Consider the following 24,440-nt stretch of genomic DNA (forward strand, 5'->3'; position numbering starts at 1 on the left):
CGGTTACGAATTCGAGAGCTCGATGTGTTTCTGCTGTACGGCGGTGAGTTCACGGATGACGAGGATGCCGGCCACGGCCGCGCCCAAGACGGCAGCGTCGGCCAGCAGCAGGAACTGTACGTCCGAGTAGGCACGCGCGATGACGTCGTTCGTGGAGCCGGTGTACATCAGCCCCACCCCGCTCAGCATCCCGGCCAGCCACAGACCCCACCACCAGTTCACGGCGCGCGGCAGTCGCTCTCCCGGGGCGCTCTTCTGGTGGGCGTCCACGATGATCCCGCGGGGCACCCACAGATTCGCGATGGGCACGATCCAGCCTGCGTAGATCCACGGCCAGGCATAGCGCGGTGCCTGTCCCGAAAGGACACGCGCGTTCTCCCGCACGCGCGTCAGCCACAAGAGGAAGGCGACCGCGCACAGCAGCGTGGCCGCATCCCCCAGGGCACTGACAACGTGGTAGGCGTTCTCCAGCCCGGTCAGCGTGCGGTGTCGGCCCTCGCCCTGGTCCGGCAGTCCGGAAGACGGCAGCCCCGCCGCGGCAAGCCGGACCTGCCACACGGCCCGGGCCACCCAGGCGATGCCGACGAGGACGAAGGCGGCGACGGCGCTGCGGGCCGCTCCCCGGACCGGAAGCAGAGTCGGCTGAGTGAGGTCATCGTTCACCCGGCAATCCTGACCTACCAGGAGCCCGGCTGCCACCGCCCCGTCGGGCAGGCTCCAGGGCGTACCCGGCTGTCGGGGGCGGCGGTCGGCTGTGGTGTGATCACGCCGTGAGTCGGGCCGTAGAGGACAGCAATCGCCGCATGCTGCGGGCGCGGGATGCCATGGACCGTGCCTATGCGCAGCCGTTGGACGTGCCGGCCCTGGCGCGGATCGCGCATGTGTCTCAGGCGCACTTCACGCGCACCTTCCGGGCCACGTTCGGCGAGACGCCGCACCGCTATCTCCAGCGTCGCCGGGTCGAGCGGGCGATGTTCCTGCTGCGGGAGACGGACCGCAGCGTGACCGACATCTGCTTCGAGGTGGGCTTCGGCAGTCCGGGGACCTTCAGCCGTACGTTCCGCGACATCGTGGGCCGGTCGCCGCGGACGTACCGCAAGGAGACGCCGGCCACGGGCGTCCCCACCTGCTTCGCGATGGCATGGATGCGGCCGAGCTCCTGACCCGTCCGGCGACTGAGCAGTTTTGGATAAGTATTCGTCCGGCGTGGTCAGTAGCGTGATCCTCATGTTCAACGCCATCACGCAATCGCAGATATACGTCCTGGACCAGGACGAGGCCCTCGACTTCTACGTCGGCAAGCTCGGCCTGGAGGTCGCCGCCGACGTCGAGCTGGGCTTCATGCGCTGGCTGACCGTCAGCGTCCCCGGGCACCCGGAGCGCCAGATCCTGCTGGAGAAGCCCGGCGCTCCCGCGATGTCCGAGGAAACGGCGGAGCAGGTTCGGGAGTTGGTGACCAAGGGCGCGATGGGCGGCTGGCTCATCTTCACCACGGACGACTGCCGCAAGACCTACGAGACGCTGCTGGGCCGGGGCGTCGAGTTCACCGAGGAGCCCACCGAGCGTCCGTACGGGACCGACTGCGGTCTGCGTGACCCGTTCGGCAACCGGATCCGGTTCACGCAGCCGCTGGCCTGAGGGGTCGTCAGGCGTAGTGCTCCAGCGCGGCCCGCAGGTGGTTCTCCGGGCCGCGCAGTAGCAGTGCGCGCAGTTCGCCCGTCGGGTCGCAGATGTGGACGTAGTCCTCGTCGTCGTCGCCGTCGTCCTCGTCGTCTTCCCAGTCCTCGTTCTCGTCCGGGGCGGGTTCGGGGGCCTGCACCATCGGGACGTCGTAGGTGTCGTCGGGGTCCTCGGGGGGCTGTGGGCGACACCGCCACAGGGCGCCGCACTCCCTGACCTGGACCTCGCCGAAGTACCAGGCGGCGCCGACCAGGAAGGGATCGTTCCGCGCGGCCGCTGCCTCCTCGTAGGTGGCGAAGCGGCCGCGCACCAGGTCTTCCAGCCGGTCCAGGGACTCGGGGGAGAAGTCCCAGGCCGCGGCTCCGCCGCCCGCCGCGTCGGCCCAGGCGGGGAAGGCGGCGCGGCGCTCGGCCAGCCAGGTGTGGAGCCGGTGGTTGTCGCACCAGTCCGGCCCCGCGAGGTCGTCGGCCGCGGTCAGTGCCGCCAGTTCGGCCTCGGCGAGGGGCGGCAGGGCGGGCGTCGCCAGGTGTTCCGGGCGGGCCTGCGGCCACAGGGCCTCGGGCCAGGGCGGTGCCTCGGCGTACTCGCCGTGCGGGCGGGGATCGGGGAAGCGGTCCACGATCTCGTGCAGGTCCTTGCCGGCGACGGCCTCGCGCAGCATCGCCCAGGGGTGTGCGGCGTGGCCGTCGAGGCGGAGCCGCTGGCTGACGAAGGCGCTGCCGGTCCAGTGGCTGTCCGCCGCGTGCGGTGTGCCGGGCGGGGCGTCGGGGTCGACCTCGCGGTACTGCCACAGCGCGTCCTTCTTCTCGACGACGTAGTGGCCCACGTACCAGGCGGCCATGATCCAGAACCGTTCGTCCGCGACCCGGTCGTAGTCCTCGACCGTCCGGAAGTGCTTGCGCAGCAGCACCTGAAGGGCGTCCAGGGACGCGGGGGCGAAGAGCCAGTGCTCCCGGCCGCCGGCCTCCTCGGCCCACCAGTGCAGGTAGTCGACCATGCGCTGGTTGCGCCAGCGCTCCGCGGCGTGGCAGGACGAGATGATCGCCCCGGTGTTCACCCACGGGGTGCGGACCCGCCGCGGCCACCACGCCGGATGCTCCCGCTGCCGGTCCCGGACCGCCGCGCGCAGCAGGCGCACCGCCGTGGCCAGGACCTGCCCCGACTTCTCGCGCAGCGCCTGGCCGACGACGAGCAGCGGCACGACCGGCGGCAGGGCGAGGGCCGGGTCCGGGCGGACGACGGGCAGCCCGTCGGTGCCCGCGGTCGGGTCCCAGTCCCAGCGCCCGCCCGCCTCCTCCAGCAGCGTCTCGCCCAGGTAGGCCGCGACGGCCTCGACGTACAGCGCGTTGCCGTCGTCCCTGCCGTCGTCGTGCGAGCAGAAGTCGAGCATCGCCGCCTCCAGCTCCGGCAGCGATCCGGCGGTGTACTCGTGCTCCCAGCCCTCGTACATGAACTGCTCGTAGAAGAGGGTCAGGACGTCGTGCAGGCGCGCGATCCAGAGGTGGAGCCGGTGGGCGGGCGAGCCCTCCGGGGCGTGTCTGCCCGCCAGGTAGTCGTGGTCCGTGGCGTGGTCGTGGTCCGTCGTGCGGACGTCGTGCGTCGTGTGGTCGTCCATCCCTGGGTCCCCCGTTCGGACATCGATGCGGAACGACCTTAGATCACCAAGTCCGTTGATTTTCACGGGTGTCGGGGTGCGACGGCGGCGGGGGAGAGGCGGGTGGTCCTTCGCCCAGGTCAGGGACCGTAGGCTTCCTGGCATGGACACAACTTTCAGCGCCCTCGCCGTCTTCGTGCTCGCCGTCGCGGTGCTCGCCTCCGCCACCGACCGCCGTACGAAGCCGCTGGAGCGACGGATGGCGCGACTGGAGCAGAAGATGGACCGGCTGATGGCCCACCTCGGGATGGAGGAAGTGGAGGACCCGCGGATGGCCGAGGTCGACGCCCTGCTGGCGAAGGGCAAGACGGTCCACGCGATCAAGGTCTACCGCGAGGTGACCGGCGCGGGGCTGGCGGAGGCGAAGGAAGCGGTCGAACGCCGGATGCGGTGAGCCCGCGCCGGGAAGAGGATGGCCGTTAGGGCCGTGGGACCCCGGCCCCCCATGCGCGGCAGGGAGCGAGCGTCGATGTCAGCGAACCGAGCGAGCGAAGCGACCCGGGCGACCGACGGCACGGAGACGGCCGGCGGAGGGGGGCCGGCCGGCGGCGACCGGGCCGCGCCCGACACCTACGACGTCATCGTGCTGGGCGGCGGGCCGACCGGTGAGAACCTCGCCGACCGGGTGCACGCCGCCGGCCTGAGCGCGGTGCTGGTGGAGCACGAACTCGTCGGCGGGGAGTGCTCCTACTGGGCGTGCATGCCCAGCAAGGCCCTGCTGCGCCCGGTCACCGCCCGCTCCGAGGCGAGCCGGGTGCCGGGGCTGAAGGACGCGGTGGCCGGGCCGCTGGACGCCCCCGCCGTCCTCGCCCACCGCGACGCGTTCGCCTCGTACTGGAAGGACGACGGGCAGGTCCGCTGGCTGGACTCCGCCGGGATCGACCTCGTACGCGGCCGGGGACGGCTCGACGGGCCGCGGCGGGTGACCGTCGACGGCGGGCGGACGCTGGTCGCCCGGCACGCGGTCGCGGTGTGCACCGGCAGCCGCCCGGTGCTGCCGGACGTCCCCGGGCTGGCCGAGGCCAAGCCGTGGACCAGCCGCGACGCCACCAGTTCCAAGACCGTGCCGGGCCGGCTGGTGGTCGTCGGCGGCGGGGTGGTGGGCGTCGAGATGGCGACCGCCTGGCGCGCGCTGGGCGCCTCGGTGACGCTGCTGGTGCGCGGCGACGGGCTGCTGCCCCGGATGGAGCCGTTCGTCGGGCACCTGGTCGCCGAGTCGCTGGCCGAGGCCGGGGTGTTCCTGCGGACCGGGACGGAGGTGCGCGAGGTGCGCCGGGAGGCGCCGGGCGGGCCGGTCACCGTCGTCCTGGGCCCCGGGGACGAGATCGTCGCCGACGAGCTGCTGATCGCGACGGGCCGCGCGCCGCGCACCGAGGACCTGGGACTGGAGACCGTCGGTCTGACGCCGGGCGGTTGGCTGGAGGTGGACGACACCCTGCGGGCCACCGGCGTGCCCGGCGGCTGGCTCTACGGCGCCGGCGACGTCAACCACCGTGCCCTCCTCACCCATCAGGGCAAATACCAGGCCCGGATCGCCGGCGCCGCGATCGCCGCCCGGGCCCGCGGGGTGCCGATCCTGGAGTCCGACCGCTGGGGCGCGCACAGCGCCTCCGCGGACCGGCACGCCGTCCCCCAGGTCGTCTTCAGCGACCCCGAGGCCGCGGCGGTGGGCCTGAGCGCCGCCGAGGCCGAGCGGGCCGGGCACCGGATCCGCGTCGTCGACCACGACCTGGGCGCGGTGGCCGGTGCGTCCCTGTACGCCGACGGCTATCGCGGGCGCGCCCGGATGGTCGTCGACCTGGACCGCGAGGTGCTGCTGGGCGTCACCTTCGTCGGGCCGGGCGTCGGCGAACTGCTGCACTCGGCCACCGTCGCGGTCGCCGCGGAGGTGCCCGTCGAACGCCTCTGGCACGCGGTCCCCGCCTATCCGACGATCAGCGAGATCTGGCTGCGGCTGCTGGAGGCGTACCGCGGCGACTAGGCCGTGTCGACCCGTGCTGCCGGCCGCCGGGCGGGGCCGGCACCGGGAGGCGTACCCGGAGGCGTACCGGGAGGCGTACCGGGGGGAGTACGACGCCACCGTCTACGCCCCTGGCTCCGGGGACTCGTCCGCCGGCCAGGGGCCGTTCGGCCCGGCGTCGTCCCGGGAGGCCAGCGCGAACAGGGCGCTCAGCCCTTTGTCGATGCCCAGGTGCGTGCTCTCCGAGCCCGGCGGCACGATCCGCAGGGTGCGCTCCAGCCAGGCCGACACCGCGGCGGCCGGCGCCTCCAGCAGCGCGTCGCCGTCCGGCGAGCTCAGCGCCATGCAGACCAGGCTGCGGCCGTCCAGCTTCGTCGGCCAGACCCGTACGTCGCCCTCGCCGGAGGGCCGGAACACGCCCTCGACGAGCAGTTCGCGGGCGAACGTCCAGTGGACGGGGGCGTCCGACCCGACGTGGAAGGCGACGTGGACGGCATAGGGGTCATCCGTCCGGTAGGTGAGTCGGGCCGGTACCGGAATGCTTCGCTCCGGCGACAGGACCATGTTCAGTTCCAACTCTCGTTCCACCACGGTGTGCATCGTTTTCCGCCTCTCTCCGGCTCCCTGCGCGCGACCCTGCGCGGGCCCGCACCGGGAGAGAGCGGCCGGCGGCCGGACTCTTACACGACTTCGGAGAACTTTTTTCCGGGAGTTCCCGGCGGTTGCCGGGGCAGGGGAGGAACACGGTTACGACCCGGGGTCTGATAGATGTGGACGCCGCGTTGCGGCAGACTGCACCCCGACACCCACCAGGCCGCGAACAGATACGGGACTTCGGACATGAGCGCCCCTACCTCAGGATCCGCCGGCGGCAGCCCCACGCCAGGCTTCTACCCGGACCCGTCCATCCCCGGCTACATCCGGTACTGGAACGGTGCCGCGTGGGTGCCGGGCACCAGCCGCCCGGCCCCCGCCGAGGGCGAGCCGATGCCGGCGCCGCCGCCCGGCACGACCTCGGCGTCCCCCGCGCCCGCCGCCGTCGAGGAGACCGGCCCGGTGTTCCTGGATGAGGCGGACCCGGCCGGCTCCGGGGCCCGGGCCGTCCGCCCGCACGGCGACGGCCAGGCCCCCGGCGCGAGTTGGGACGACCCGGCGCGGCTGCACGGCGCCGGCCCGGAAGGGGCGACGTCCTGGCACGCCGACGCCTCCCGGCAGTCCGGCTTCGGCGAGGACGCCCGGATCTCCTGGGGCGCGCCCGGCCAGGCCCCCGCCGGCACGCCGGCCGGCGGCGCCTCCTGGGCCAACCTCCCGCCGCAGCGCGCCGCGGAGGGCGACCCCGCCGCGGCCGGTGACGCGCCCGCCCCGGCGCCGGACGCCCCGGCCGACGGGACGGTCACCATCCGCGCCGTCAACCCGGCGGGCCGCCGCGGCTCCGGCGATCAGGGGACGACCGCGATCCGCGCGGTGCAGCCCGGGAACCCGCCCGGGAAGGCGCCCGCCGGGGACCAGGGCACCACCGCCTTCCGCGCCGTCCGGCCGGACGCCGGTGAGGGTGGTCGCCCCGCCCCCAAGAACGAGACGATGGCCTTCCGGCTGCCGGCGGACGACCGACCCACGTCCGGCCCGGTCGGCGGCGCCCCCCAGTCCCTGCCCGCCACCGGGGCACCGGCCGCGCAGCAGCCGGCTCCGCAGGCGGCCCAGCCGCCGGCCGCGCCGCAGCCGCCCGTGGCGCAGCAGCAGCCGGCCGCCCCGGCGCCCGCGACCGGTTTTCCGCCGCAGGGCGGTGCCGCCGGCGACGACGGCGTCATCCCCTGGAAGCCGCCGTCCTCCGACGTCTTCTTCGCCGCCGCGCAGGCCGCGCAGGGCCATCCGGCGCCGCTCGGCCGCCGGTTGGCCGCCCGGCTGATCGACACCGTGGCGCTGGCGGTGATCACCCTCGCGGTGGCGCTGCCGCTGTGGTCCACGGTCACCGGCCACATCGACGCCAAGGTCGAGGCGGCCAAGCAGTCCGGCCGCCAGGTGACGGTGTATCTGGTCGACGGCACCACCGCGCCGGTCTTCCTCGCGATCCTGGCGGTCGTCCTGATCGGCGGCGGCCTCTACGAGGTGCTGCCGACCCTCAAGTGGGGCCGCACGCTGGGCAAGAAGCTCTGCGGCGTCCGGGTGCTGGACATCGAGAGCCACGACACCCCGGTGCCGGCGCAGGCCATCAAGCGCTGGCTGGTCTACAGCGTGCTCGGATTCCTGGCGATCGGCGTGGTCAACGCCCTGTGGTGCGTGTTCGACAAGCCGTGGCGGCAGTGCTGGCACGACAAGCTGGCCCGCACCTTCATCGCCTCGGACGCGGCGTCCGACTGACCGTCACCCGGTCGTTGCCCGGGTCGTCACCCGCCCTGACGGCCCGGGTACCCCGATCGGACGTCGCCGGATGCGGGGCCCGCCGGCAAGGGGTCGACTCGGGCCATGAGTACCGACCAGCCCCGGCCCGGCCCCGGTGAACCGCCGGAGAACGACCCGTTCCTGAAGCAGCCGCAGGAGCCCCCGGCGGGTGGCGCTCCGCGCAACGGCTCCCCGTACGGCGCCGGCCCGGGCGGGGGCGCCCCGCCCCCCGGCGGCACCCCACCACCGGGCGGCCCGCCACCGGGCGGCCCACCACCGGGCGGCCCGCCACCCCCTGGTGGTCCTCCGCCCCCGCCGCCCCCGGGTGCCGGGCCCCCGCCGTTCTACGGCGGCGGCCCGTACGGCGGGCCCGCGGCGGGCGGTCCCTATGGCGCGGGGGAGTACGGCGCCGACCCGCTGGCCGGGATGCCGCCGCTGGCCAACCGCGGCAAGCGGCTGCTGGCCCGGATCATCGACGCGCTCCTCATCGGCATCCCGGTCGGCCTGATCATGAACGCGATCGTCGGCTGGGTGGACTACTTCAGCACCAGCAGCGTGGAGACCAGCAAGCAGGCGACGGTGTCCGGCGTGACGATGCTGGCGTATCTGATCTACGAGGGGCTGATGCTGACCAGCCGCGGGCAGACGGTCGGCAAGATGGCGATGCGGATCCGGGTCGCGATGCTCTCCGACGGCTCGATCCCGACCGCGCAGGCCGGTTGGACCCGGGCCGCGGTCTACACCCTGCCGGAGATCGTCCCGTGCTGCGGCTTCATCTTCTGGCTGGTCAACGTGTTGTGGTGCACCTGGGACAAGCCCTATCAACAGTGCCTGCACGACAAGGCGGCCCGGACCGTGGTGGTCGCCACGGACTGACACCCCTAGGGCCTGTCGTCAAACTCCCGCCTGCCTCGCGACGCCTGGCACGCACGCTCTCTGCGTTGTCGGGCTCATCCCGGTACGCCCGGTACCGGGATGACCCTCCGCCTTGAGATCGCACGCACCAGACGCCGCGAGGCCCGCCCTCCGGGCGAACGACGGGAGTTTGACGACAGGCCCTAGTCGGCAAGGGAGTTGAGGAGGGTCGGATGCCCGCGGGTCAGCGGGTGTGCTCGCCGACCCGGGCCCCGGTCCGCTGCCGCGGCAGCTGCTCGGCCGGGGTCGGCACGGCCCGCAGCGGCGCGGGGGCCTCGGGGGCCACGGGGCTCCCGCCGCCCCGCCGCACCACCCGCGACATCCCCGGAATGGGCGCGGTCATCGCGACCAGCAACCCGAGCCCGAGGCCGGCCAGGGCGATGACCGCGACCCCGATCCCGGTCTGCGTCTGCGAGAGCAACAGCATCGCGAGGGTGGAGAGAAAGACGGTTGCCGAACCGTAGACGAGCTGGGTGGCGGTCGGACGAGGCATGGCGGAATCCGTCCTCGGAGGGTCGGCAGGGGGAGCGGGCGATCGGCGGCGCGCCACCGAACGAGCCTACGATCCCTTGTGCCCGAGGGGAACGCTGGGTAAGCGTGACCTAACCCACCGGTCCGGAGCACGGGGGCGCACGGGCCGGTCGTGGATCCTTCCGACAAGGCGCCTCGGGGAGACGTCCGGCCTGCTGACGGCGGGGGCGCATGCCCCTGGGGCATATCCACCCGCGCGGGGCCCGGGGGCGTCGGGCGATCCGGAAGCTATGAGTCCGCTGTCCGATACCTGTGAATACCAAGCCGGATAACGTACTTGGGCGTGCACACACACGTCAAGATCTGTCTTTTCTTCCCCACATCCGGTCGAATGCCCTCCAGCATTGGCCAGTTACTGGGGAGGACTTCGCCACGTGAGACAGCACCGAAGACTGTTCGGAACGGCCGCCCTGGCCACGGCAATCGCCGCGACCGGGGCGGCCGTTCTCTCGACCGGGGCGGCCGCGGCCGACACCCCGCCGTCCGTCCGCTCGGCCGCCTCCGCCGTCCGCCAGGACCCGGCGCCCGAGCGGGCCGACGCCCACGACCTCAAGGGCCCGTTCAGCGACCGCCAGCGGGCGCAGCGCACCGAGGCGATCCAGCAGGTCATATCCGGCGACGCCAAGGCGACCGAGCGTGGCGGCTCCAAGGTCGTCAAGCTCGGCAAGGGCAAGTACGTCGAACTGGCCCGGGAGAAGACCGACAAGATCTTCACCATCCTCGTGGACTTCGGCGACAAGGTCGACGACACCACGATGTACGACCCGGACGGCGACGGCCCGCTGCCCCCGGTCAAGAAGTACGGCGGCACCCCCGGCCCGGCGCACAACCAGATAGCCAAGCCGGACCGCGCCAACGACAACAGCACCGCCTGGCAGGCGGACTTCAACCGGCAGCACTACCAGGACCTCTACTTCTCGCACGACAAGAAGAAGGAGTCGCTGGCCAAGTACTACGAGAAGCAGTCCTCGGGCCGCTACTCCGTGAACGGCCAGGTCTCCGACTGGGTCCGGGTCCCGTGGAACGAGGCCCGCTACGGCTCCAACTACTGCGGCTCCACCAACTGCCCCAGCGCCTGGGACCTGATCCGCGACGCGGTCAACCAGTGGGTCGCCGACCAGAAGGCCAAGGGCCGCACCGACGCCCAGATCAAGGCGGACCTCGCCCAGTACGACCAGTGGGACCGCAACGACTACAACCACAACGGCAACTTCAACGAGCCGGACGGCTACCTCGACCACTTCCAGATCGTGCACGCCGGTGAGGACGAGTCGGCCGGCGGCGGCGCCCAGAAGACCGACGCCATCTGGGCGCACCGCTGGTACGCGTACGGCACCGACGCCGGCAAGACGGGCCCCGCGGGCAACAAGGCCGGCGGCACCCAGATCGGCGACACCGGCTTCTGGGTCGGCGACTACACCATGCAGCCGGAGAACGGCGGACTCGGCGTCTTCGCCCACGAGTACGGCCACGACCTGGGCCTGCCGGACGAGTACGACACCACCGGCAAGGGCGAATCCTCGGTGGACTTCTGGTCGTTGATGTCCGCCGGCTCCTGGCTCGGCCGCGGCAAGGACGCCATCGGCGACCTGCCCGGCGACATGAGCGCCTGGGACAAGCTCCAACTGGGCTGGCTCAACTACGCCACCGCCAAGGCCGCCACGCCGTCCCGGCACACCCTGGGCGTCGCCGAGTACAACACCAGGAACAAGCAGGCGCTCGTCGTCGACCTGCCCGCGAAGAAGGTCACCACCGAGATCGTCAGGCCCGCCGAGGGCGCCACGCAGTGGTGGAGCGGCATGGGCGACGACCTCTCCAACACCCTGACCCGGACGGTGGACCTCACCGGCAAGTCCCACGCGGCGCTCACCCTCAAGGGATGGTGGGACACCGAGAAGGACTACGACTACGCCTATGTCGAGGTCTCCACGGACGGCGGCGCCAACTGGACGCCCCTGGACGGCACCGCGAACGGCGCGGCCCTGCCGCGCGACGCGTCCGGCAAGCCCGCGCTGACCGGCACCGTCACCGCCCCGCAGGACCTGGCCTTCCCGCTGGACGCCTACGCCGGCAAGAAGATCGGCCTGCGCTTCCGCTACCAGACCGACGGCGGCGTCGCGCAGAAGGGCTTCACCGCCGACGCCCTGACCCTCACCGCCGACGGCGCCCCGCTGTTCACCGACGACGCCGAGCACGGCGACAACGGCTGGACCAGCAAGGGCTTCTCGCGGATCGGCGCGTCCTTCACCAAGGACTACCCGCAGTACTACCTCGCCGAGAACCGCCAGTACGTCTCCTACGACAAGACCCTCAAGTCCGGCCCGTACAACTTCGGTTGGAAGTCCACCCGGCCGGGCTGGGTCGAGCACTTCCCGTTCCAGAACGGCGTGCTGATCTGGCTCTGGGACACCTCGCAGCGGGACAACAACGTCGGCGTGCACCCCGGCGTCGGACGGATCCTCCCGGTCGACGCGCACCCGCGGGCCGAGCGCTGGGCCGACGGCACGCTGATGCGCAACCGCTTCCAGACCTACGACGCGACCTTCACCGGCGCCCGGACGGACGCCCTCACCCTCCACAAGGACGGTGCCACGGTGAAGATCGCGGCCAAGCCCGGCGTGCGGGTCTTCGACGACCGCCACGGCGTCTACTACGACAAGGCGAACCCGACCGGCGGGGTGGTCGTTCCTGACACCAACACCAAGATCGCGATCGCCAAGGAGGCCGGCGACGGCTCCACGGTGATCCTCACGGTGGGCCCCGCGAGTAAGTAGAAAGTAAAAATCGCAGGTCACGGCGTTATCGACCGCCGCCCCCTAGCGGGCGGCGGTCGATAGGCGTTTAGATGCGTCCTACAGTTCCTTGTTGACGCCGAGTCTCACGGGGGAGATATGACGATGACCAGAGGCGGCTTCATCAGGCTTCCGGGCGGAAGCGTGGTGGTCGCCCTCTCGCTGCCCAGGCCGGACCACGGCCCGCTCTGCGGGCCGTACGACGGCGGCTGCCGCATCCGGGTCCTGGTGCACGCGGTGAACCGCCAGCGCGCCCTGACCAGGCTGCGCAACCTCGGACTGCGGGCCGTCTACCTGCGCGGCAACACCGAGCCGCCGACGCCCGACGAGATCACCGCGGTGCTGCACCACCCCGACGGCCTGGTCTGGCGCGAGGCCCCCGACGACGACACCGAGTCCTGGCACCCGATACGCGCCCTGCTGCGCCAGGGGACTCCCAGCCCGTCCGGGAATTACAGCCCGTCCGGCGTGTGAGGACGAGCGGCCGCCAGGGCGCGATACGAGCCCGTCAGCCGCCGGCCACCACCGGCTTGCCGGTCAGCTCCGCGCCCGCCGCGCGCAGCTCCGCCAGGGCCCGCTCGGTGGTCTCCGCCGCCACCCCGGCGGTCAGGTCCAGCAGGACCCGGGTGGCGAACCCCTCGTGGACGGCGTCCAGCGCGGTGGCCCGAACGCAGTGATCCGTGGCGATCCCGACCACGTCGACCTCGGTGACGCCCCGCTCCCGCAGCCAGCGGGCGAGCGGGGTGCCGTGCTCGTCCGTGCCCTCGAAGCCGCTGTACGCGGCGGCGTGGGCGCCCTTGGAGAACACCGCGTCGATCGCGCCGGAGGCGATGGTCGGCGCGAAGTTCGGGTGGAAGCCGCTGCCCTCGGTGCCCGCCACGCAGTGCACGGGCCAGGACGCGCGGTAGTCGGGGCGGTCGGAGAAGTGGTCGCCCGGATCGACGTGGTGGTCGCGGGTGGCCACGACATGGCGGTAGCCGCTGCCGGCCGCGGCGCCCACCAGATCGGTGATGGCCGCCGCGACGTCCGCGCCGCCCGCCACCGCGAGGCTGCCGCCCTCGCAGAAGTCGTTCTGTACATCGACGACGATCAGTGCCCGGTGCATGGTGCGTGCCTTCCGGCTGGGGTTCGAAGGGGCGCGTGGCGTGGTGTGACCGAGGGTAGCCACTGCGGGCGCGCGGCGGGAGGGGTGGGCGCGGTCCCGCCGCACCCGCCCGCCGCCCGCGCGGGTCGCTCAGGCGAACTCGGTGGGCAGCACCGGCTCGCCGCGGGACAGCTGGGTGGCCGACAGCGGCAGCCCGGCGCGGGCCGCGATGTGCCGGCTCCGGGCCGCGTCCAGCGGCTCCCGGGCCACCACCTTGCCGCCGCTGACCAGCGGCACCTGGAGCAGTTGGTCGGTCAACCCGGCCGGCACCGGGCCGGTGCCGACCACCTCGGCCTCGGCCACCCCCTCCTCGTCCAGCCGGCGGGCCGCCCACTTGCGGCCGCCGACCGAGGACTTGGCGCCCATCGACTTCTTCGCCACCGGCCGCAGCGGCGCGCCCGGCTCGTCGCTGTCCGCCCGCGCGACCAGCTTGTAGACCATCGAGCAGGTCGGGTGCCCGCTGCCGGTCACCAGCTGGGTGCCGACCCCGTACGCGTCCACCGGCGCGGCGGCCAGCGAGGCGATGGCGTACTCGTCCAGGTCGCTGGTGACCACGATCCTGGTCTTGGTCGCGCCCAGCTCGTCCAGCTGCTGGCGCACCCGGTGCGCGATCAGCAGCAGGTCGCCGGAGTCGATCCGCACCGCGCCCAGGCCCGGGCCTGCCACCTCCACGGCGGAGCGCACCGCCTCGGTGACGTCGAAGGTGTCCACCAGCAGCGTGGTCCCGCTGCCCAGGGTCTCCACCTGCGCGGTGAAGGCGTCCCGTTCGCTGTCGTGCAGCAGGGTGAAGGCGTGCGCGCTGGTGCCGACCGTGGGGATGTTGTAGCGGAAGCCGGCCGCCAGGTCGGAGGTGACGTGGAAGCCGCCGACGTACGCGGCGCGGGCCGCGGCCACCGCGGAGAGTTCGTGGGTGCGCCGGGCGCCCATCTCCATCAGCGGGCGGTCGCCGGCCGCCACCGCCATCCGGGAGGCGGCCGCGGCCACCGCCGAGTCGTGGTTGAGGATCGACAGGATCACCGTCTCCAGCACCACCGCCTCGGCGAAGGTGCCCTCGACGCGCATGATCGGCGAACCGGGGAAGTAGACCTCGCCCTCCGGGTAGCCCCAGATGTCGCCCCGGAAGCGGTAGTCGGCCAGCCAGTCCAGCGTCGGCCCGTCGAGGATGCCGCGCTCCCGCAGGAAGCCCAGGATGGTGTCGTCGAAGCGGAAGTTCTCCACCGCGTCCAGCACCCGCCCGGTGCCGGCCACCACGCCGTAGCGGCGGCCCTCGGGCAGTCGCCGGGTGAAGACCTCGAAGACCGACCGCCGGTCCGCGGTGCCGGACCGCAACGCGGCCTGCAGCATGGTGAGTTCGTACTGGTCGGTGAAGAGCGCAGTCGACGGCACGGCCACCGGCAGCCCCAGGTCTGCTGTGTTCATGAGGAAGATGCTACCCCCAATACTCGTCACTTTGACGATAGTGGGTCCGGGCGGCCCCCGGGGCCCGCGGCGCCGCGCCGGTGCGACCCACGTCAGGGCCGTTTGTGCGTCTGCCCTCCGCGGGTGGCAGCATGGGCCCTGTGAGCGCCCACCCGTCACCCATGAGCACCCTCCGGCCACACCACGGCACCCTCAGCGTGCCGGTCGAGATCGAACGTCCGGAGACCAGTGAGGCCCCCTTCGCGGTGCCGGAGCCCGACGTCCCGTGGGTCACGATCGTTCACAACGACCCCGTGAATCTCATGAGCTATGTCTCCTACGTCTTCCAGACGTACTTCGGCTACTCCAAGGACAAGGCGCACCGGCTGATGCTCGACGTCCATCACAAAGGCCGCGCGGTCGTCTCCAGCGGCACCCGAGAAGAAATGGAACGCGACGTGCAGGCCATGCACGGCTACGGCCTGTGGGCGACCCTCCAGCAGGACCGCGGATGACCGGCCGGTTCGAACCGCTGCCCGGAGGCGGCGCGGCGGCCCCGCTCGACGAGGCCGAGATCTCCATCCTGCGCAGCCTCGCCGTCCAACTCCTGGAGCTGATCGGCCCGGGCGAGGAGCCCGCCGGCACCGACGAGGACGCCATGCTGGCCGCGCTCTTCGCCGAGGGCCCCAGTGAGCCGCCGTCCGATCCGGTGCTCGCCCGCTTCTTCCCGGACGCCTACGGCGGCCCCGACCTCGTCCCGGACGACGACGTGCGCGCCGCCTCCGCCGAGTTCCGCCGCTACACCGAGAACGACCTGCGGGACCGCAAGCGCTCGGACGCCCTCGCGCTGGTCCACGCGCTGAACGCGCTGTCGGCCGAGGGGGGCGGGGCGGTGCTGCGGCTCAAGCCGGACGAGTGCCGGCAGTGGCTCGGCGCGCTCAACGACCTCCGGCTGGCCATCGGCACCCGGCTGGAGGTCACCGACGAGGACGACGGCGGGGAACTGCTGCGGCTGCCGGACAGCGATCCGCGCAAGCCGATGGTGCTGGCCTACTTCTGGCTGGGCGGGCTCCAGGAGACGCTCGTCGAGGCGCTGACGGGCTGACCGCCGGGCCGCCCGGCGGCTCCGGCGCGAACGGGGGTGCGGGGGCCGGGCCTTTACCCCGCGTTCGCTCAGCGGATGCTCAAATCCGGATAACGATCGCGTTACTGGACCCGTGTGGTGTGTTGCGGATTTCGTCCTTTGTCCTGATTTACCTGTGCGTTGGCTCACGCCGTCCCTGGTCGATCTCCGTCAAGCCGTGATAAAAGTTCTCGACCTGCCGTCAGCGACGCCACCCCTGTCGCTGCGGGAGCGCTGAGCCGGCCGACCGTCGGCGTGCAGGAACTCCATCCGGGGGGATCGGGACCCGATCCGGAAAGAACCGGGTCGGTATGGAGAAAGGCGCACCACTCATGACCTCTGTGCAGGTCGACAAGAATCACGACGGCAACGAGGCCGCTGGCAAAGCCCCCGAAGAGGGCTACCAGCGGGGTCTGGGCAATCGCCAGATCCAGATGATCGCCATTGGTGGCGCCATCGGTACCGGTCTGTTCCTCGGAGCAGGCAAGGCCATTTCCAAGGCCGGACCGAGCATCATCCTGGCGTACGCCATCGTCGGTCTGGTCATCTTCCTCATCATGCGGGCCCTGGGCGAACTGCTCATGTACCGGCCCGTCTCCGGCTCGTTCTCCGAGTACGGCCGGGAATTCCTCGGCCCGTTCATCGGATTCGTCACGGGCTGGACGTACTGGCTCTTCTGGGTCGTCACCGGCATCACCGAAGTGACCGCCGCGGCCACCTATGTCCAGTACTGGAACGAGGGCATACCTCAATGGGTGTCCGCACTGGTCTTCACCGTCGCGCTCTTCGGCATCAACCTCATCTCGGTCAAGATCTTCGGTGAACTCGAATTCTGGTTCTCGATGGTCAAGGTCACCGCGATCATCGGCATGATCCTGATCGGCGTCGGCGTCATCACCCTCGGCTTCTCCAAGGCCGGCGACACCGCGTCGTTCAGCCTCCTGTGGAGCCACGGCGGCTTCTTCCCCAAGGGCATCGGCGGCACGCTGATGACGCTCCAGATCGTGATGTTCGCCTTCCTCGCCGTCGAACTCGTCGGCGTCACCGCGGGCGAGGCGACCGACCCGAAGAAGGTCCTCCCCAAGGCGATCAACACCGTGCCGTGGCGGATCGGCCTCTTCTACATCGGCGCGCTCATCATCATCCTGTCCGTCGTCAGCTGGACGGTCTTCAAGCCGGGCGTCAGCCCCTTCGTCGCCGCCTTCCAGCAGATCGGCCTGCCGGCCGGCGCGGGCATCGTCAACTTCGTCGTGCTGACCGCCGCGCTCTCCTCGGCCAACTCCGGGATGTACTCCACCGGCCGGATGCTGCGCGACCTCGCGCTCAACGGCCAGGGCCCGAAGTTCTTCACCAAGCTCAGCAAGAACGGCCTGCCCACCCGGGGCACCGGCATCTCGGTCGGCCTGATGCTGTTCGGCGTCTACATCAACTACCAGTGGCCCGGTGACGCGTTCAACTACGTCGTCTCCTTCGCCACCATCTCCGGTATGTGGGCCTGGATCGTCATCCTGCTCTCCCAGCTGCGCTACCGGGCCAAGGCGAACCGCGGCGAGCTGCCGCAGTCCGAGTTCAAGGCCCCCGGTGCCCCCTACACCTCGATCTTCGCGCTGGCCTTCATCGCCATGGTGATCGTGATGATGGGCATCGACCCGGACACCCGGATCTCGCTCTACGCGGCCCCCCTGTGGGCGCTCATCATGGCCGTGGGCTACCTGGCGATCAAGCGCCGGGACAGCGCGCAGCTGACCCCCGTGGAGCCGGCCGAGAAGGTCTGATCCCCGGGACGCCCGGCGGAAAACCACCGGCTGTCCAGCATTCGGGCCCGCGCGTACCACCCCTCGGTACGCGCGGGCCTGCCCACCCGTCTCCCGCCACCACCCTTGCCTGAGTGCTCCGCACGCGCCTCCTTATCCTTGGCCGCATGCTGACCCTCACCAAGGCCCTGCACGACCAGATCGTCGCGCACGCCCGCCAGGACCACCCCGACGAAGCCTGCGGCGTGGTCGCGGGCCCGGCCGGCAGCGGCCGGCCCGAGCGGTTCATCCCGATGCTCAACGCCGCCCGCTCGCCCACGTTCTACGAGTTCGACTCCGCCGACCTGCTCAAGCTCTACCGCGAGATGGACGACCGGGACGAGGAACCGGTGATCATCTACCACTCGCACACCGCCACCGAGGCGTACCCCTCGCGCACCGACATCTCCTACGCCAACGAGCCCGGCGCGCACTACGTCCTGGTCTCCACCGCCGACGCCGACGACGCCGGCCCCTTCCAGTTCCGCTCGTTCCGGATCGCGGACGGCGAGGTCACCGAGGAAGAGGTCCGGATAGTCGAGAGCTACGCCTGACCCGTGGCGGACCTCATGCCGGAGCCGGTCTGCGGCCGTGACCTGGGCATTCGCCCCCGGGCACGGCATGTGCGGCGGACCGGGCCGGTGCCCCGTCCCACCTGGTGTGCAGCGGCCGACCGGATCCTGAGACGGGGTTCCAGAACCCGGACCGGGAATCGATACGATGACCGCATGGTTGACCGTGTCGTGTGCGGAGTGAGCGAGCAGAGGCCGGGCATGCGCTCGCACGCCCCGCTGGCCACGCGCCGCTCCGCCTCCGCACTCCTGGGCGCCTTCGGCGGCGGAGCCGCGCGACTGCACGTCGATCTGTGCCGCCTCTCCAGCGCCATCTGTCCGCGCTGCGCCGCGCGCTGACCGTCGCCGGCCCGCGGCGCCACGCCGTACCCCGCAGGGCCCCGCGCCGTTCCGGCGCGCCGCACCGCCCGCATCCCCACATCCCGCGCCGCCGCGGCGCATCGCCGACGCACCGCCCGCACATCGCCCCGCCACCGCACCCCGAACTCCGACAGGAGCACTCCCATGGCCATCGAGGTCCGCATCCCGACCATCCTGCGCAGCTACACCGACGGCCAGAAGGCCGTCGAGGGCAGCGGCGAGACCCTCGGCGATCTCTTCAGCGACCTGGAGAGCCGGCACACCGGCATCCGTGAGCGCCTGGTCGAGGGCGAGCAGCTGCGCCGCTTCGTCAACGTCTACCTCAACGACGAGGACGTGCGCTTCCTGGAGGGCATCTCCACCAAGCTCGCCGACGGCGACAGCGTGACGATCCTGCCCGCCGTGGCCGGCGGAAAGATCTGACGTGCGGTACGACTCCCCGCTGGCGGCGGTCGGGAACACCCCTCTCGTCCGCCTCCCGCGCCTCTCCCCCTCCGGGGACGTCCGCATCTGGGCGAAGCTGGAGGACCGCAACCCCACGGGCTCCGTCAAGGACCGGCCCGCGCTCCACATGATCGAGCAGGCCGAGAAGGACGGCCGGCTCACCCCCGGCTGCACGATCCTGGAGCCCACCAGCGGCAACACCGGCATCTCGCTCGCCATGGCGGCCAAGCTCAAGGGCTACCGCATCGTGTGCGTGATGCCCGAGAACACCTCCTCCGAACGGCGCGAACTGCTCGCCATGTGGGGCGCCGAGATCATCTCCTCGCCGGCCGCGGGCGGCTCCAACACCGCCGTGCGGGTCGCCAAGGAGCTCGCCGCCGAGCACCCCGACTGGGTGATGCTCTACCAGTACGGGAACCCCGACAACGCCGGTGCCCACTACGCCACCACCGGCCCCGAGATCCTCGCCGACCTGCCCTCGGTCACCCACTTCGTGGCGGGCCTGGGCACCACCGGCACCCTGATGGGCGTCGGACGCTATCTGCGCGAGCACGTTCCCGGCGTGCAGATCGTCGCCGCCGAACCCCGCTACGACGACGTCGTCTACGGCCTGCGCAACCTCGACGAGGGCTTCATCCCCGAGCTCTACGACGAGTCCGTCCTCACCACCCGCTTCTCCGTCGGCTCCGAGGACGCGGTCCGCCGCACCCGCGAACTCCTCGCGACGGAAGGCATCTTCGCAGGCATCTCCACCGGCGCCGCGCTGCACGCCGCCCTCGGCGTCGCCCGGAAGGCGGTCCGCGCCGGCGAGTCGGCCGACATCGTCTTCGTGGTCGCCGACGGCGGTTGGAAGTACCTCTCCACCGGCGTCTACACCGCCGAGTCGACCGAGGCGGCGATCGCGACGCTGCACGGGCAGCTCTGGGCATAGGCCCGACAACCCCCGAAGGGGTGGCTTCCGGCGTCCGCCGGAGCCACCCCTTCGCGTATCGCCGGGCCGCCGCCGGACACGCCCCGCGCGGCGCGGGCACGGCGGACTTTCCGCCCACCGGAAGCCCGGTGCACGGCCGCCCGCCGAACCCCCACCCGGACTGGTGATTCCGCCCACAGCTCGCCCCACCAAAGGCGTCACACGCCCCTTCGCGCCTTACGCTCGGGGGCACCGCACCGACTGCCAAGGACCCGGCAGCAGCCCGGCACGGCACCGCCGGGACCACCACCCCCAAGGGGAGCCGCCGGCTGCCGCCCTCCCCCAGCTACCGCTGGGAGGTGCCCCCAGCCCACGGAGGTTCACGCCCGCATGAAGCTCACCGTCGTCGGATGCTCGGGGTCGTTCCCCTCCATGGAATCGGCCTGTTCGAGCTACCTCCTGGAGGCCGACGGCTTCAGGCTGCTCCTCGACATGGGCAACGGCGCCCTCGGCGAGTTGCAGCGCCACTGCGGTCTCTACGACCTGGACGCCGTGCTCCTGTCGCACCTGCACGCCGATCACTGCATCGACCTGTGCGGCTACTTCGTCGTCCGCTACTACCGGCCGGACGGCGGCCGCTGCGCGCCGATGCCCGTCTACGGGCCGGCCGGCACCGAGCGCCGGCTGACCGTCGCGCACGCCGACCTGCCGCACGAGGCGGCGATGAGCGAGGTCTTCGACTTCCGCACGCTGACCCCCGGCACCATGACCATCGGCCCGTTCACCGTCCACACCGAACTGGTCAGCCACCCCGTCGAGGCGTACGGCTTCCGCATCGAACACGGCGGCCGCACCCTGACGTACTCCGGGGACACCGGCCCCTGCGCGGCGCTGGAGCGCCTCGCCGAGGGCGCCGACCTCTTCCTGTGCGAGGCGTCCTTCACCCACGGCAAGGAGGACATCCCCGACCTCCACCTCAACGGGCGGGAGGCCGGCGAGCACGCCCGGCGGGCCGGCGCCGGCCGACTGGTGCTCACCCACATCCCGCCGTGGACCGACCCGGACATCAGCCTCCGCGACGCCCAGAAGGTCTACGACGGGCCGGTCGAGGTCGCCAAGGCCGGCGCGGTCTACGAGATCTGACCCGGGCCCGGATCGAGGCGGGTCAGCAACTGCCGCAGGTGGCCGACGTCGTCCGCCAGGCCCTGACCCGCACCCCACCAGTCGGTCATCGAACCGCCGCAGGCGAACGGGTTCAGCGACTGGGCGTAGGTGTCGGCGGATGAAAAAAACCGGGTTCCCCTTCCGGTGCGGAAGGGGAACCCGGCGACGAACGGGCGGAAAGTACCGGTTACTTGGACTCGGCCTTCTGCAGTTCCGCCAGCTCCTCGTCGGACTCGCGGCCCGGCGTGGGGATGTTGAATTTGGTGATCGCGAAGCGGAAGACCACGTAGTACACCGCGGCGAAGCACAGACCCACCAGGGCCAGGCCCCACGGGTTGGAGGCGATGCCCAGGTTGAGCAGGAAGTCGATCGCGCCGGCCGAGAAGCCGAAGCCGTCCTTCATGCCCAGCGCCCACGTCAGGGCCATCGAGACACCGGTGAGCACCGCGTGGATCGCGTACAGGACCGGGGCGATGAACATGAACGTGAACTCGATCGGCTCGGTCACGCCGGTGATGAACGCGGTGAGCGCGAGCGAGAGCATCATGCCGCCGACGACCTTGCGGCGCTCGGGGCGGGCGCAGTGCACGATCGCGAGGCAGGCGGCCGGCAGCGCGAACATCATGATCGGGAAGAAGCCGGTCATGAACTGGCCGGCCGACGGGTCGCCGGCGAGGAAGCGCGCGATGTCGCCGTGCTTGCCGTGGTAGTCGCCCGCCTGGAGCCACGGGAAGGAGTTCAGCAGGTGGTGCATGCCCACGGGGATCAGCGCGCGGTTGGCGACACCGAAGATGCCCGCGCCCGCGGCGCCCGAGCCGACGAGCCATTCGCCGAAGTTGTGCAGACCCGCGCCGAGCACCGGCCAGATGAGACCGAAGACGATGCCTATGCCCAGGCCCGCGAAGGCCGACAGGATCGGCACCAGCCGGCGGCCGCCGAAGAAGCCCAGCCACTCGGGCAGCTTGGTGCGGTAGAAGCGCTGGTAGAGCAGCGCCACGGCGAGGCCCATCACGACACCGCCGAGCACACCGGCGTTGACCGGCGCCTCGTTCATGACGATCTTGCCGTCCACGACGGCGGCGACCTTCGGCAGGTTCTTGTCGGTGAAGGTGGCGAGCACCTTCTGGAAGACGAGGTAACCCGTCACCGCGGCCAGCGCCGTCGAACCGTCCGACTTCTTCGCGTAGCCGATCGCGATGCCGACGGCGAACAGCAGCGGCATGTTGTCGAGGATCGCGCCGCCGCCGGCGGCCATATAGCCGGCGATCTTGGTGATGACGGTCGGGAACGAGTCCCGGCCGAGCATGTCGTTGTTGCCGAGGCGGACGAGCAGCGCGGCTGCGGGCAGCACGGCGACCGGCAGCATCAGGCTGCGGCCGATGCGCTGCATGACAGCCATCGTGCCGGAACCCTTCTTTTTCTTCTCGGCCGCGGGGACGGCAGTGGCCGTGGACACAACTTCCTCCAGTGGACAAGGCGCCGCCTGGACGAAGTGGTGGGGGACGGCGGCGTCTCGGGGGGACACGGCCAGACCGGCCGCAGGTCTACACCACACCCGAGGTGGTGTAGACCTGTTGTAGCACGGCGAAGGCACCGCAAGGAACCTGTGATCGGGCACCGGCCGGGCCTCCCCCCACCGGATGCCGTGGAGCCGACCGGCCCCGCGCTTTCCCGGTGAGCGCTACTTCACGTTCTCCCGCTCCATCGCGTCCCCCACCTCGTCCGGCTCCCGCCCCGGAGTCTGAAGATCGAACCTCGTGATCACGAAACGGAAGACGACGTAGTAGACCGCCGCGAAACACAGCCCGATCGGAATGAGCAACCAGGGCTTCGTCGCCAGCCCCCAGTTGATGACGTAGTCGATCAGACCCGCCGAGAAGCTGAAGCCGTCGTGCACCCCCAGCCCCCAGCTCACCGCCATCGACACCCCCGTCAGCACCGCGTGCATCACATACAGCGCCGGCGCCACGAACATGAACGCGTACTCGATCGGCTCGGTGATGCCGGTGACGAACGACGTCAGGCCGACCGACAGCATCATCCCCGCGATCTCCTTGCGGCGATGCGGCTTCGCGCAGTGCGTGATCGCCAGCGCCGCGGCCGGCAGCGCGAACATCATGATCGGGAAGAAACCGGTGGTGAACTGGCCCGCCGTCGGATCGCCCGCCATGAACCGGCTGATGTCGCCGTGCACCACCGACCCGTCCGGCTTGGTGAAACTCCCGAACTGGAACCACAACGGAATGTTCAGGAACTGGTGCAGCCCCACCACCAGCAGCGCACGGTTCGCCACCCCGAAGATCCCCGCACCCCACGCACTCAGCGCCGTCAGCCACTCGCTGAAACGCATCAGCCCGTCACCGATCGGCGGCCAGACGAACAGGCACAGCACCGCGAAGACCAGCCCGACGAAGGCCATGATGATCGGGACCAGCCGGCGGCCGTTGAAGAACCCCAGCCACGCCACCAGCTTCACCCGGTGGAAACGCTGCCAGAGCCAGGCCGAGAGGAAACCCATCACGATGCCGCCGAAGACCCCCGGATTCTGGAACGCCGCCTGGGTCACCTTCGCGGACGTGTCCACGCACACCCCGGTCCACTGGCCAGCCTGGGTGTACTTCTGCCCGACGGCGCAGCTCGCCGGGAACGCGTGCAGCACCGAGTAGTAGACGAGGAAACCGGTCACCGCCGCCAGCGCCGTCGACCCGTCCGCCTTCTTCGCCATCCCGATCGCCACACCGATGCTGAACAGCAGCGGCAGCCCCAGCCCGGGATCCAGCAGCGCCCCGCCCGCCCCCGCGAACACCTTGGCGACGTTCCCCCAGCGCAGCCCCTTGTCGCCGAAGACGTCCGGCTGACCCAGCCGGTTCAAGATGCCCGCCGCCGGCAGCACCGCGATGGGCAACTGCAGGCTGCGGCCCATCTTCTGCAACCCCTGGAAGAGACCCGCCGCCCGGATCTTGACCGGCTTCGCCGGGCCCTTCCCCGGCGCCGTGCCCGCTGCGTCCGCACTCATCCGCGCCCTCCGCGCCCTCCGCGTGCTTCCGGCGCCGACCCGGCGGCGCCCGGCCCGCCGCTTGCCGCATACTGGTGGTGTAGACCATTTGTCGGAGGGGGCCTTCCGGACACCCCCTCCGACGATCGCCATCCTTCGTCAGATTGCGGTCAAACGCCCGCTGAAGTGGGCCGAACGTGCGTTAACGTGTGAAAACCGAGCGGCGGAACCGCCGACGGCCGAGACAAGCAGGAGTGGACATGGCCACCAAGGCTGAGAAGATCGTCGCCGGGCTCGGCGGACTCGACAACATCGAAGAGGTCGAGGGCTGCATCACCCGACTCCGCACCGAGGTCAACGACGCCTCCCTCGTCGACGAGGCCGCCCTCAAGGCCGCCGGCGCCCACGGCGTCGTGAAGATGGGCACCGCCATCCAGGTCGTCATCGGCACCGACGCCGACCCGATCGCCGCCGAGATCGAAGACATGATGTGAGCCACCACTCATGACACGCGCATGACCTGCGCACACGCGCACGCGAGGTGCCCCGCACCCGCGGCCACCCGAGGGCCCCGTCCCCGGCCAAGGGGGCATCCCCGCCGCCGGAACGGGGCCCTCGGCACAGCC

25 protein-coding genes are annotated in these 24,440 nt (G+C 71.5%); 17 read left to right on the top strand and 8 right to left on the bottom strand.

Translation table 11 applies throughout. The features are described from left to right. Positions 1-3: 3 nt before the first annotated feature. Positions 4-663, bottom strand: coding sequence for a DUF4328 domain-containing protein (locus MOV08_RS26070; protein ID WP_275309054.1), 660 nt, complete (start codon positions 661-663; stop codon positions 4-6). A 107-nt stretch (positions 664-770) separates the two neighbouring features. Between MOV08_RS26070 and MOV08_RS26075 the strand changes: the two genes are divergently transcribed. After that, positions 771-1,163 (top strand): helix-turn-helix domain-containing protein, encoded by a 393-nt coding sequence (locus MOV08_RS26075; protein ID WP_203232574.1) that lies wholly within the window; start codon positions 771-773, stop codon positions 1,161-1,163. A gap of 64 nt (positions 1,164-1,227) precedes the next feature. Then, positions 1,228-1,638, top strand: coding sequence for a VOC family protein (locus MOV08_RS26080; RefSeq protein WP_039641541.1), 411 nt, complete (start codon positions 1,228-1,230; stop codon positions 1,636-1,638). A gap of 7 nt (positions 1,639-1,645) precedes the next feature. Here the strand turns inward: MOV08_RS26080 and MOV08_RS26085 are convergent, their stop codons facing one another. Next, positions 1,646-3,295 carry a hypothetical protein gene (locus MOV08_RS26085; protein WP_275309055.1) on the bottom strand — a complete coding sequence of 550 codons (1,650 nt, stop codon included), beginning with the start codon at positions 3,293-3,295 and terminating at the stop codon, positions 1,646-1,648. 142 nt (positions 3,296-3,437) lie between these two features. Here MOV08_RS26085 and MOV08_RS26090 point away from each other — a divergent pair, with 142 nt between their 5' ends. Together MOV08_RS26090 and MOV08_RS26095 are read left to right on the top strand one after the other, a co-directional pair. Continuing rightward, the gene (locus tag MOV08_RS26090) at positions 3,438-3,728 is read left to right on the top strand and encodes a hypothetical protein (protein ID WP_039636063.1); all 291 of its coding nucleotides are present in this window, start codon (positions 3,438-3,440) and stop codon (positions 3,726-3,728) included. Positions 3,729-3,803: 75 nt separating this feature from the next. After that, the gene (locus MOV08_RS26095; RefSeq protein WP_275309057.1) at positions 3,804-5,315 is read left to right on the top strand and encodes a dihydrolipoyl dehydrogenase family protein; all 1,512 of its coding nucleotides are present in this window, start codon (positions 3,804-3,806) and stop codon (positions 5,313-5,315) included. 102 nt (positions 5,316-5,417) lie between these two features. Here the strand turns inward: MOV08_RS26095 and MOV08_RS26100 are convergent, their stop codons facing one another. After that, complete coding sequence (locus MOV08_RS26100) at positions 5,418-5,894, bottom strand: SsgA family sporulation/cell division regulator (protein ID WP_039636067.1); 477 nt, start codon at positions 5,892-5,894, stop codon at positions 5,418-5,420. Positions 5,895-6,134: 240 nt separating this feature from the next. On the opposite strand from MOV08_RS26100, the gene MOV08_RS26105 reads away from it, so the two are divergent. Further along, a complete protein-coding gene (locus MOV08_RS26105; protein ID WP_275309059.1) occupies positions 6,135-7,652 on the top strand; it encodes an RDD family protein in 1,518 nt (505 codons plus the stop codon). 105 nt (positions 7,653-7,757) lie between these two features. Further along, positions 7,758-8,549 carry an RDD family protein gene (locus tag MOV08_RS26110; protein WP_275309060.1) on the top strand — a complete coding sequence of 264 codons (792 nt, stop codon included), beginning with the start codon at positions 7,758-7,760 and terminating at the stop codon, positions 8,547-8,549. 223 nt (positions 8,550-8,772) lie between these two features. Here MOV08_RS26110 and MOV08_RS26115 read toward each other — a convergent pair whose 3' ends face one another. Further along, positions 8,773-9,081 carry a hypothetical protein gene (locus MOV08_RS26115; protein WP_205365275.1) on the bottom strand — a complete coding sequence of 103 codons (309 nt, stop codon included), beginning with the start codon at positions 9,079-9,081 and terminating at the stop codon, positions 8,773-8,775. Between the two features lie 412 nt (positions 9,082-9,493). On the opposite strand from MOV08_RS26115, the gene MOV08_RS26120 reads away from it, so the two are divergent. Both MOV08_RS26120 and MOV08_RS26125 read left to right on the top strand, forming a co-directional pair. After that, positions 9,494-11,893 (top strand): immune inhibitor A domain-containing protein, encoded by a 2,400-nt coding sequence (locus MOV08_RS26120; protein WP_039636073.1) that lies wholly within the window; start codon positions 9,494-9,496, stop codon positions 11,891-11,893. Positions 11,894-12,016: 123 nt separating this feature from the next. Continuing rightward, a complete protein-coding gene (locus MOV08_RS26125) occupies positions 12,017-12,385 on the top strand; it encodes a hypothetical protein (protein WP_275311898.1) in 369 nt (122 codons plus the stop codon). A gap of 34 nt (positions 12,386-12,419) precedes the next feature. Here MOV08_RS26125 and MOV08_RS26130 read toward each other — a convergent pair whose 3' ends face one another. Both MOV08_RS26130 and MOV08_RS26135 read right to left on the bottom strand, forming a co-directional pair. After that, the gene (locus MOV08_RS26130; RefSeq protein WP_039636075.1) at positions 12,420-13,016 is read right to left on the bottom strand and encodes an isochorismatase family protein; all 597 of its coding nucleotides are present in this window, start codon (positions 13,014-13,016) and stop codon (positions 12,420-12,422) included. Between the two features lie 129 nt (positions 13,017-13,145). After that, entirely contained in the window at positions 13,146-14,474 is a 1,329-nt protein-coding gene (locus tag MOV08_RS26135; RefSeq protein ID WP_275309061.1) for a nicotinate phosphoribosyltransferase, read from the bottom strand. 161 nt (positions 14,475-14,635) lie between these two features. On the opposite strand from MOV08_RS26135, the gene clpS reads away from it, so the two are divergent. The 8 genes from clpS (at position 14,636) to MOV08_RS26175 (ending at position 20,798) form a co-directional block, all read left to right on the top strand. Continuing rightward, positions 14,636-14,968, top strand: coding sequence for an ATP-dependent Clp protease adapter ClpS (gene clpS / locus MOV08_RS26140; RefSeq protein WP_039636078.1), 333 nt, complete (start codon positions 14,636-14,638; stop codon positions 14,966-14,968). Continuing rightward, the gene (locus MOV08_RS26145) at positions 14,965-15,558 is read left to right on the top strand and encodes a DUF2017 domain-containing protein (RefSeq protein ID WP_039636080.1); all 594 of its coding nucleotides are present in this window, start codon (positions 14,965-14,967) and stop codon (positions 15,556-15,558) included. Before clpS ends, MOV08_RS26145 begins: the two co-directional genes overlap by 4 nt. Before the next feature lie 350 nt (positions 15,559-15,908). Beyond that, entirely contained in the window at positions 15,909-17,351 is a 1,443-nt protein-coding gene (locus MOV08_RS26150; RefSeq protein ID WP_039636082.1) for an amino acid permease, read from the top strand. A 146-nt stretch (positions 17,352-17,497) separates the two neighbouring features. Beyond that, positions 17,498-17,923, top strand: coding sequence for a M67 family metallopeptidase (locus MOV08_RS26155; RefSeq protein ID WP_039636084.1), 426 nt, complete (start codon positions 17,498-17,500; stop codon positions 17,921-17,923). 174 nt (positions 17,924-18,097) lie between these two features. After that, positions 18,098-18,280: a putative leader peptide gene (locus MOV08_RS26160; RefSeq protein ID WP_275309062.1), complete on the top strand. Its 183-nt coding sequence runs from the start codon at positions 18,098-18,100 to the stop codon at positions 18,278-18,280. Between the two features lie 165 nt (positions 18,281-18,445). Continuing rightward, positions 18,446-18,724 carry a MoaD/ThiS family protein gene (locus MOV08_RS26165; protein ID WP_275309064.1) on the top strand — a complete coding sequence of 93 codons (279 nt, stop codon included), beginning with the start codon at positions 18,446-18,448 and terminating at the stop codon, positions 18,722-18,724. Position 18,725: 1 nt separating this feature from the next. Continuing rightward, a complete protein-coding gene (locus MOV08_RS26170) occupies positions 18,726-19,676 on the top strand; it encodes a PLP-dependent cysteine synthase family protein (protein ID WP_039636089.1) in 951 nt (316 codons plus the stop codon). A gap of 369 nt (positions 19,677-20,045) precedes the next feature. Next, a complete protein-coding gene (locus tag MOV08_RS26175) occupies positions 20,046-20,798 on the top strand; it encodes an MBL fold metallo-hydrolase (RefSeq protein WP_073442412.1) in 753 nt (250 codons plus the stop codon). Between the two features lie 208 nt (positions 20,799-21,006). Here the strand turns inward: MOV08_RS26175 and MOV08_RS26180 are convergent, their stop codons facing one another. After that, positions 21,007-22,218, bottom strand: a complete 1,212-nt coding sequence (locus tag MOV08_RS26180; protein ID WP_272596647.1) for a PTS transporter subunit EIIC — start codon at positions 22,216-22,218, stop codon at positions 21,007-21,009. Positions 22,219-22,500: 282 nt separating this feature from the next. Further along, positions 22,501-23,835, bottom strand: a complete 1,335-nt coding sequence (locus MOV08_RS26185) for a PTS transporter subunit EIIC (protein WP_275309066.1) — start codon at positions 23,833-23,835, stop codon at positions 22,501-22,503. Between the two features lie 233 nt (positions 23,836-24,068). Here MOV08_RS26185 and MOV08_RS26190 point away from each other — a divergent pair, with 233 nt between their 5' ends. Further along, positions 24,069-24,308 (top strand): PTS sugar transporter subunit IIB, encoded by a 240-nt coding sequence (locus MOV08_RS26190; protein WP_078487387.1) that lies wholly within the window; start codon positions 24,069-24,071, stop codon positions 24,306-24,308. The last annotated feature ends 132 nt before the right edge of the window (positions 24,309-24,440 follow it).

The organism is Streptomyces yunnanensis (assembly GCF_029011865.1).
In the GTDB taxonomy this organism is placed as follows: domain Bacteria; phylum Actinomycetota; class Actinomycetes; order Streptomycetales; family Streptomycetaceae; genus Streptomyces; species Streptomyces yunnanensis.

Coding starts and splice junctions, on each gene's coding strand:
- MOV08_RS26080 (WP_039641541.1), top strand. CDS start 1,228: ATGTTCAACGCCATCACGCAATCGCAGATATACGTCCTGGACCAGGAC.
- MOV08_RS26085 (WP_275309055.1), bottom strand. CDS start 3,295: ATGGACGACCACACGACGCACGACGTCCGCACGACGGACCACGACCAC.
- MOV08_RS26090 (WP_039636063.1), top strand. CDS start 3,438: ATGGACACAACTTTCAGCGCCCTCGCCGTCTTCGTGCTCGCCGTCGCG.
- MOV08_RS26095 (WP_275309057.1), top strand. CDS start 3,804: ATGTCAGCGAACCGAGCGAGCGAAGCGACCCGGGCGACCGACGGCACG.
- MOV08_RS26100 (WP_039636067.1), bottom strand. CDS start 5,894: ATGCACACCGTGGTGGAACGAGAGTTGGAACTGAACATGGTCCTGTCG.
- MOV08_RS26105 (WP_275309059.1), top strand. CDS start 6,135: ATGAGCGCCCCTACCTCAGGATCCGCCGGCGGCAGCCCCACGCCAGGC.
- MOV08_RS26110 (WP_275309060.1), top strand. CDS start 7,758: ATGAGTACCGACCAGCCCCGGCCCGGCCCCGGTGAACCGCCGGAGAAC.
- MOV08_RS26115 (WP_205365275.1), bottom strand. CDS start 9,081: ATGCCTCGTCCGACCGCCACCCAGCTCGTCTACGGTTCGGCAACCGTC.
- MOV08_RS26125 (WP_275311898.1), top strand. CDS start 12,017: ATGACCAGAGGCGGCTTCATCAGGCTTCCGGGCGGAAGCGTGGTGGTC.
- MOV08_RS26130 (WP_039636075.1), bottom strand. CDS start 13,016: ATGCACCGGGCACTGATCGTCGTCGATGTACAGAACGACTTCTGCGAG.
- MOV08_RS26135 (WP_275309061.1), bottom strand. CDS start 14,474: ATGAACACAGCAGACCTGGGGCTGCCGGTGGCCGTGCCGTCGACTGCG.
- clpS (WP_039636078.1), top strand. CDS start 14,636: ATGAGCACCCTCCGGCCACACCACGGCACCCTCAGCGTGCCGGTCGAG.
- MOV08_RS26145 (WP_039636080.1), top strand. CDS start 14,965: ATGACCGGCCGGTTCGAACCGCTGCCCGGAGGCGGCGCGGCGGCCCCG.
- MOV08_RS26150 (WP_039636082.1), top strand. CDS start 15,909: ATGACCTCTGTGCAGGTCGACAAGAATCACGACGGCAACGAGGCCGCT.
- MOV08_RS26155 (WP_039636084.1), top strand. CDS start 17,498: ATGCTGACCCTCACCAAGGCCCTGCACGACCAGATCGTCGCGCACGCC.
- MOV08_RS26160 (WP_275309062.1), top strand. CDS start 18,098: ATGGTTGACCGTGTCGTGTGCGGAGTGAGCGAGCAGAGGCCGGGCATG.
- MOV08_RS26165 (WP_275309064.1), top strand. CDS start 18,446: ATGGCCATCGAGGTCCGCATCCCGACCATCCTGCGCAGCTACACCGAC.
- MOV08_RS26175 (WP_073442412.1), top strand. CDS start 20,046: ATGAAGCTCACCGTCGTCGGATGCTCGGGGTCGTTCCCCTCCATGGAA.
- MOV08_RS26180 (WP_272596647.1), bottom strand. CDS start 22,218: ATGGCTGTCATGCAGCGCATCGGCCGCAGCCTGATGCTGCCGGTCGCC.
- MOV08_RS26185 (WP_275309066.1), bottom strand. CDS start 23,835: ATGAGTGCGGACGCAGCGGGCACGGCGCCGGGGAAGGGCCCGGCGAAG.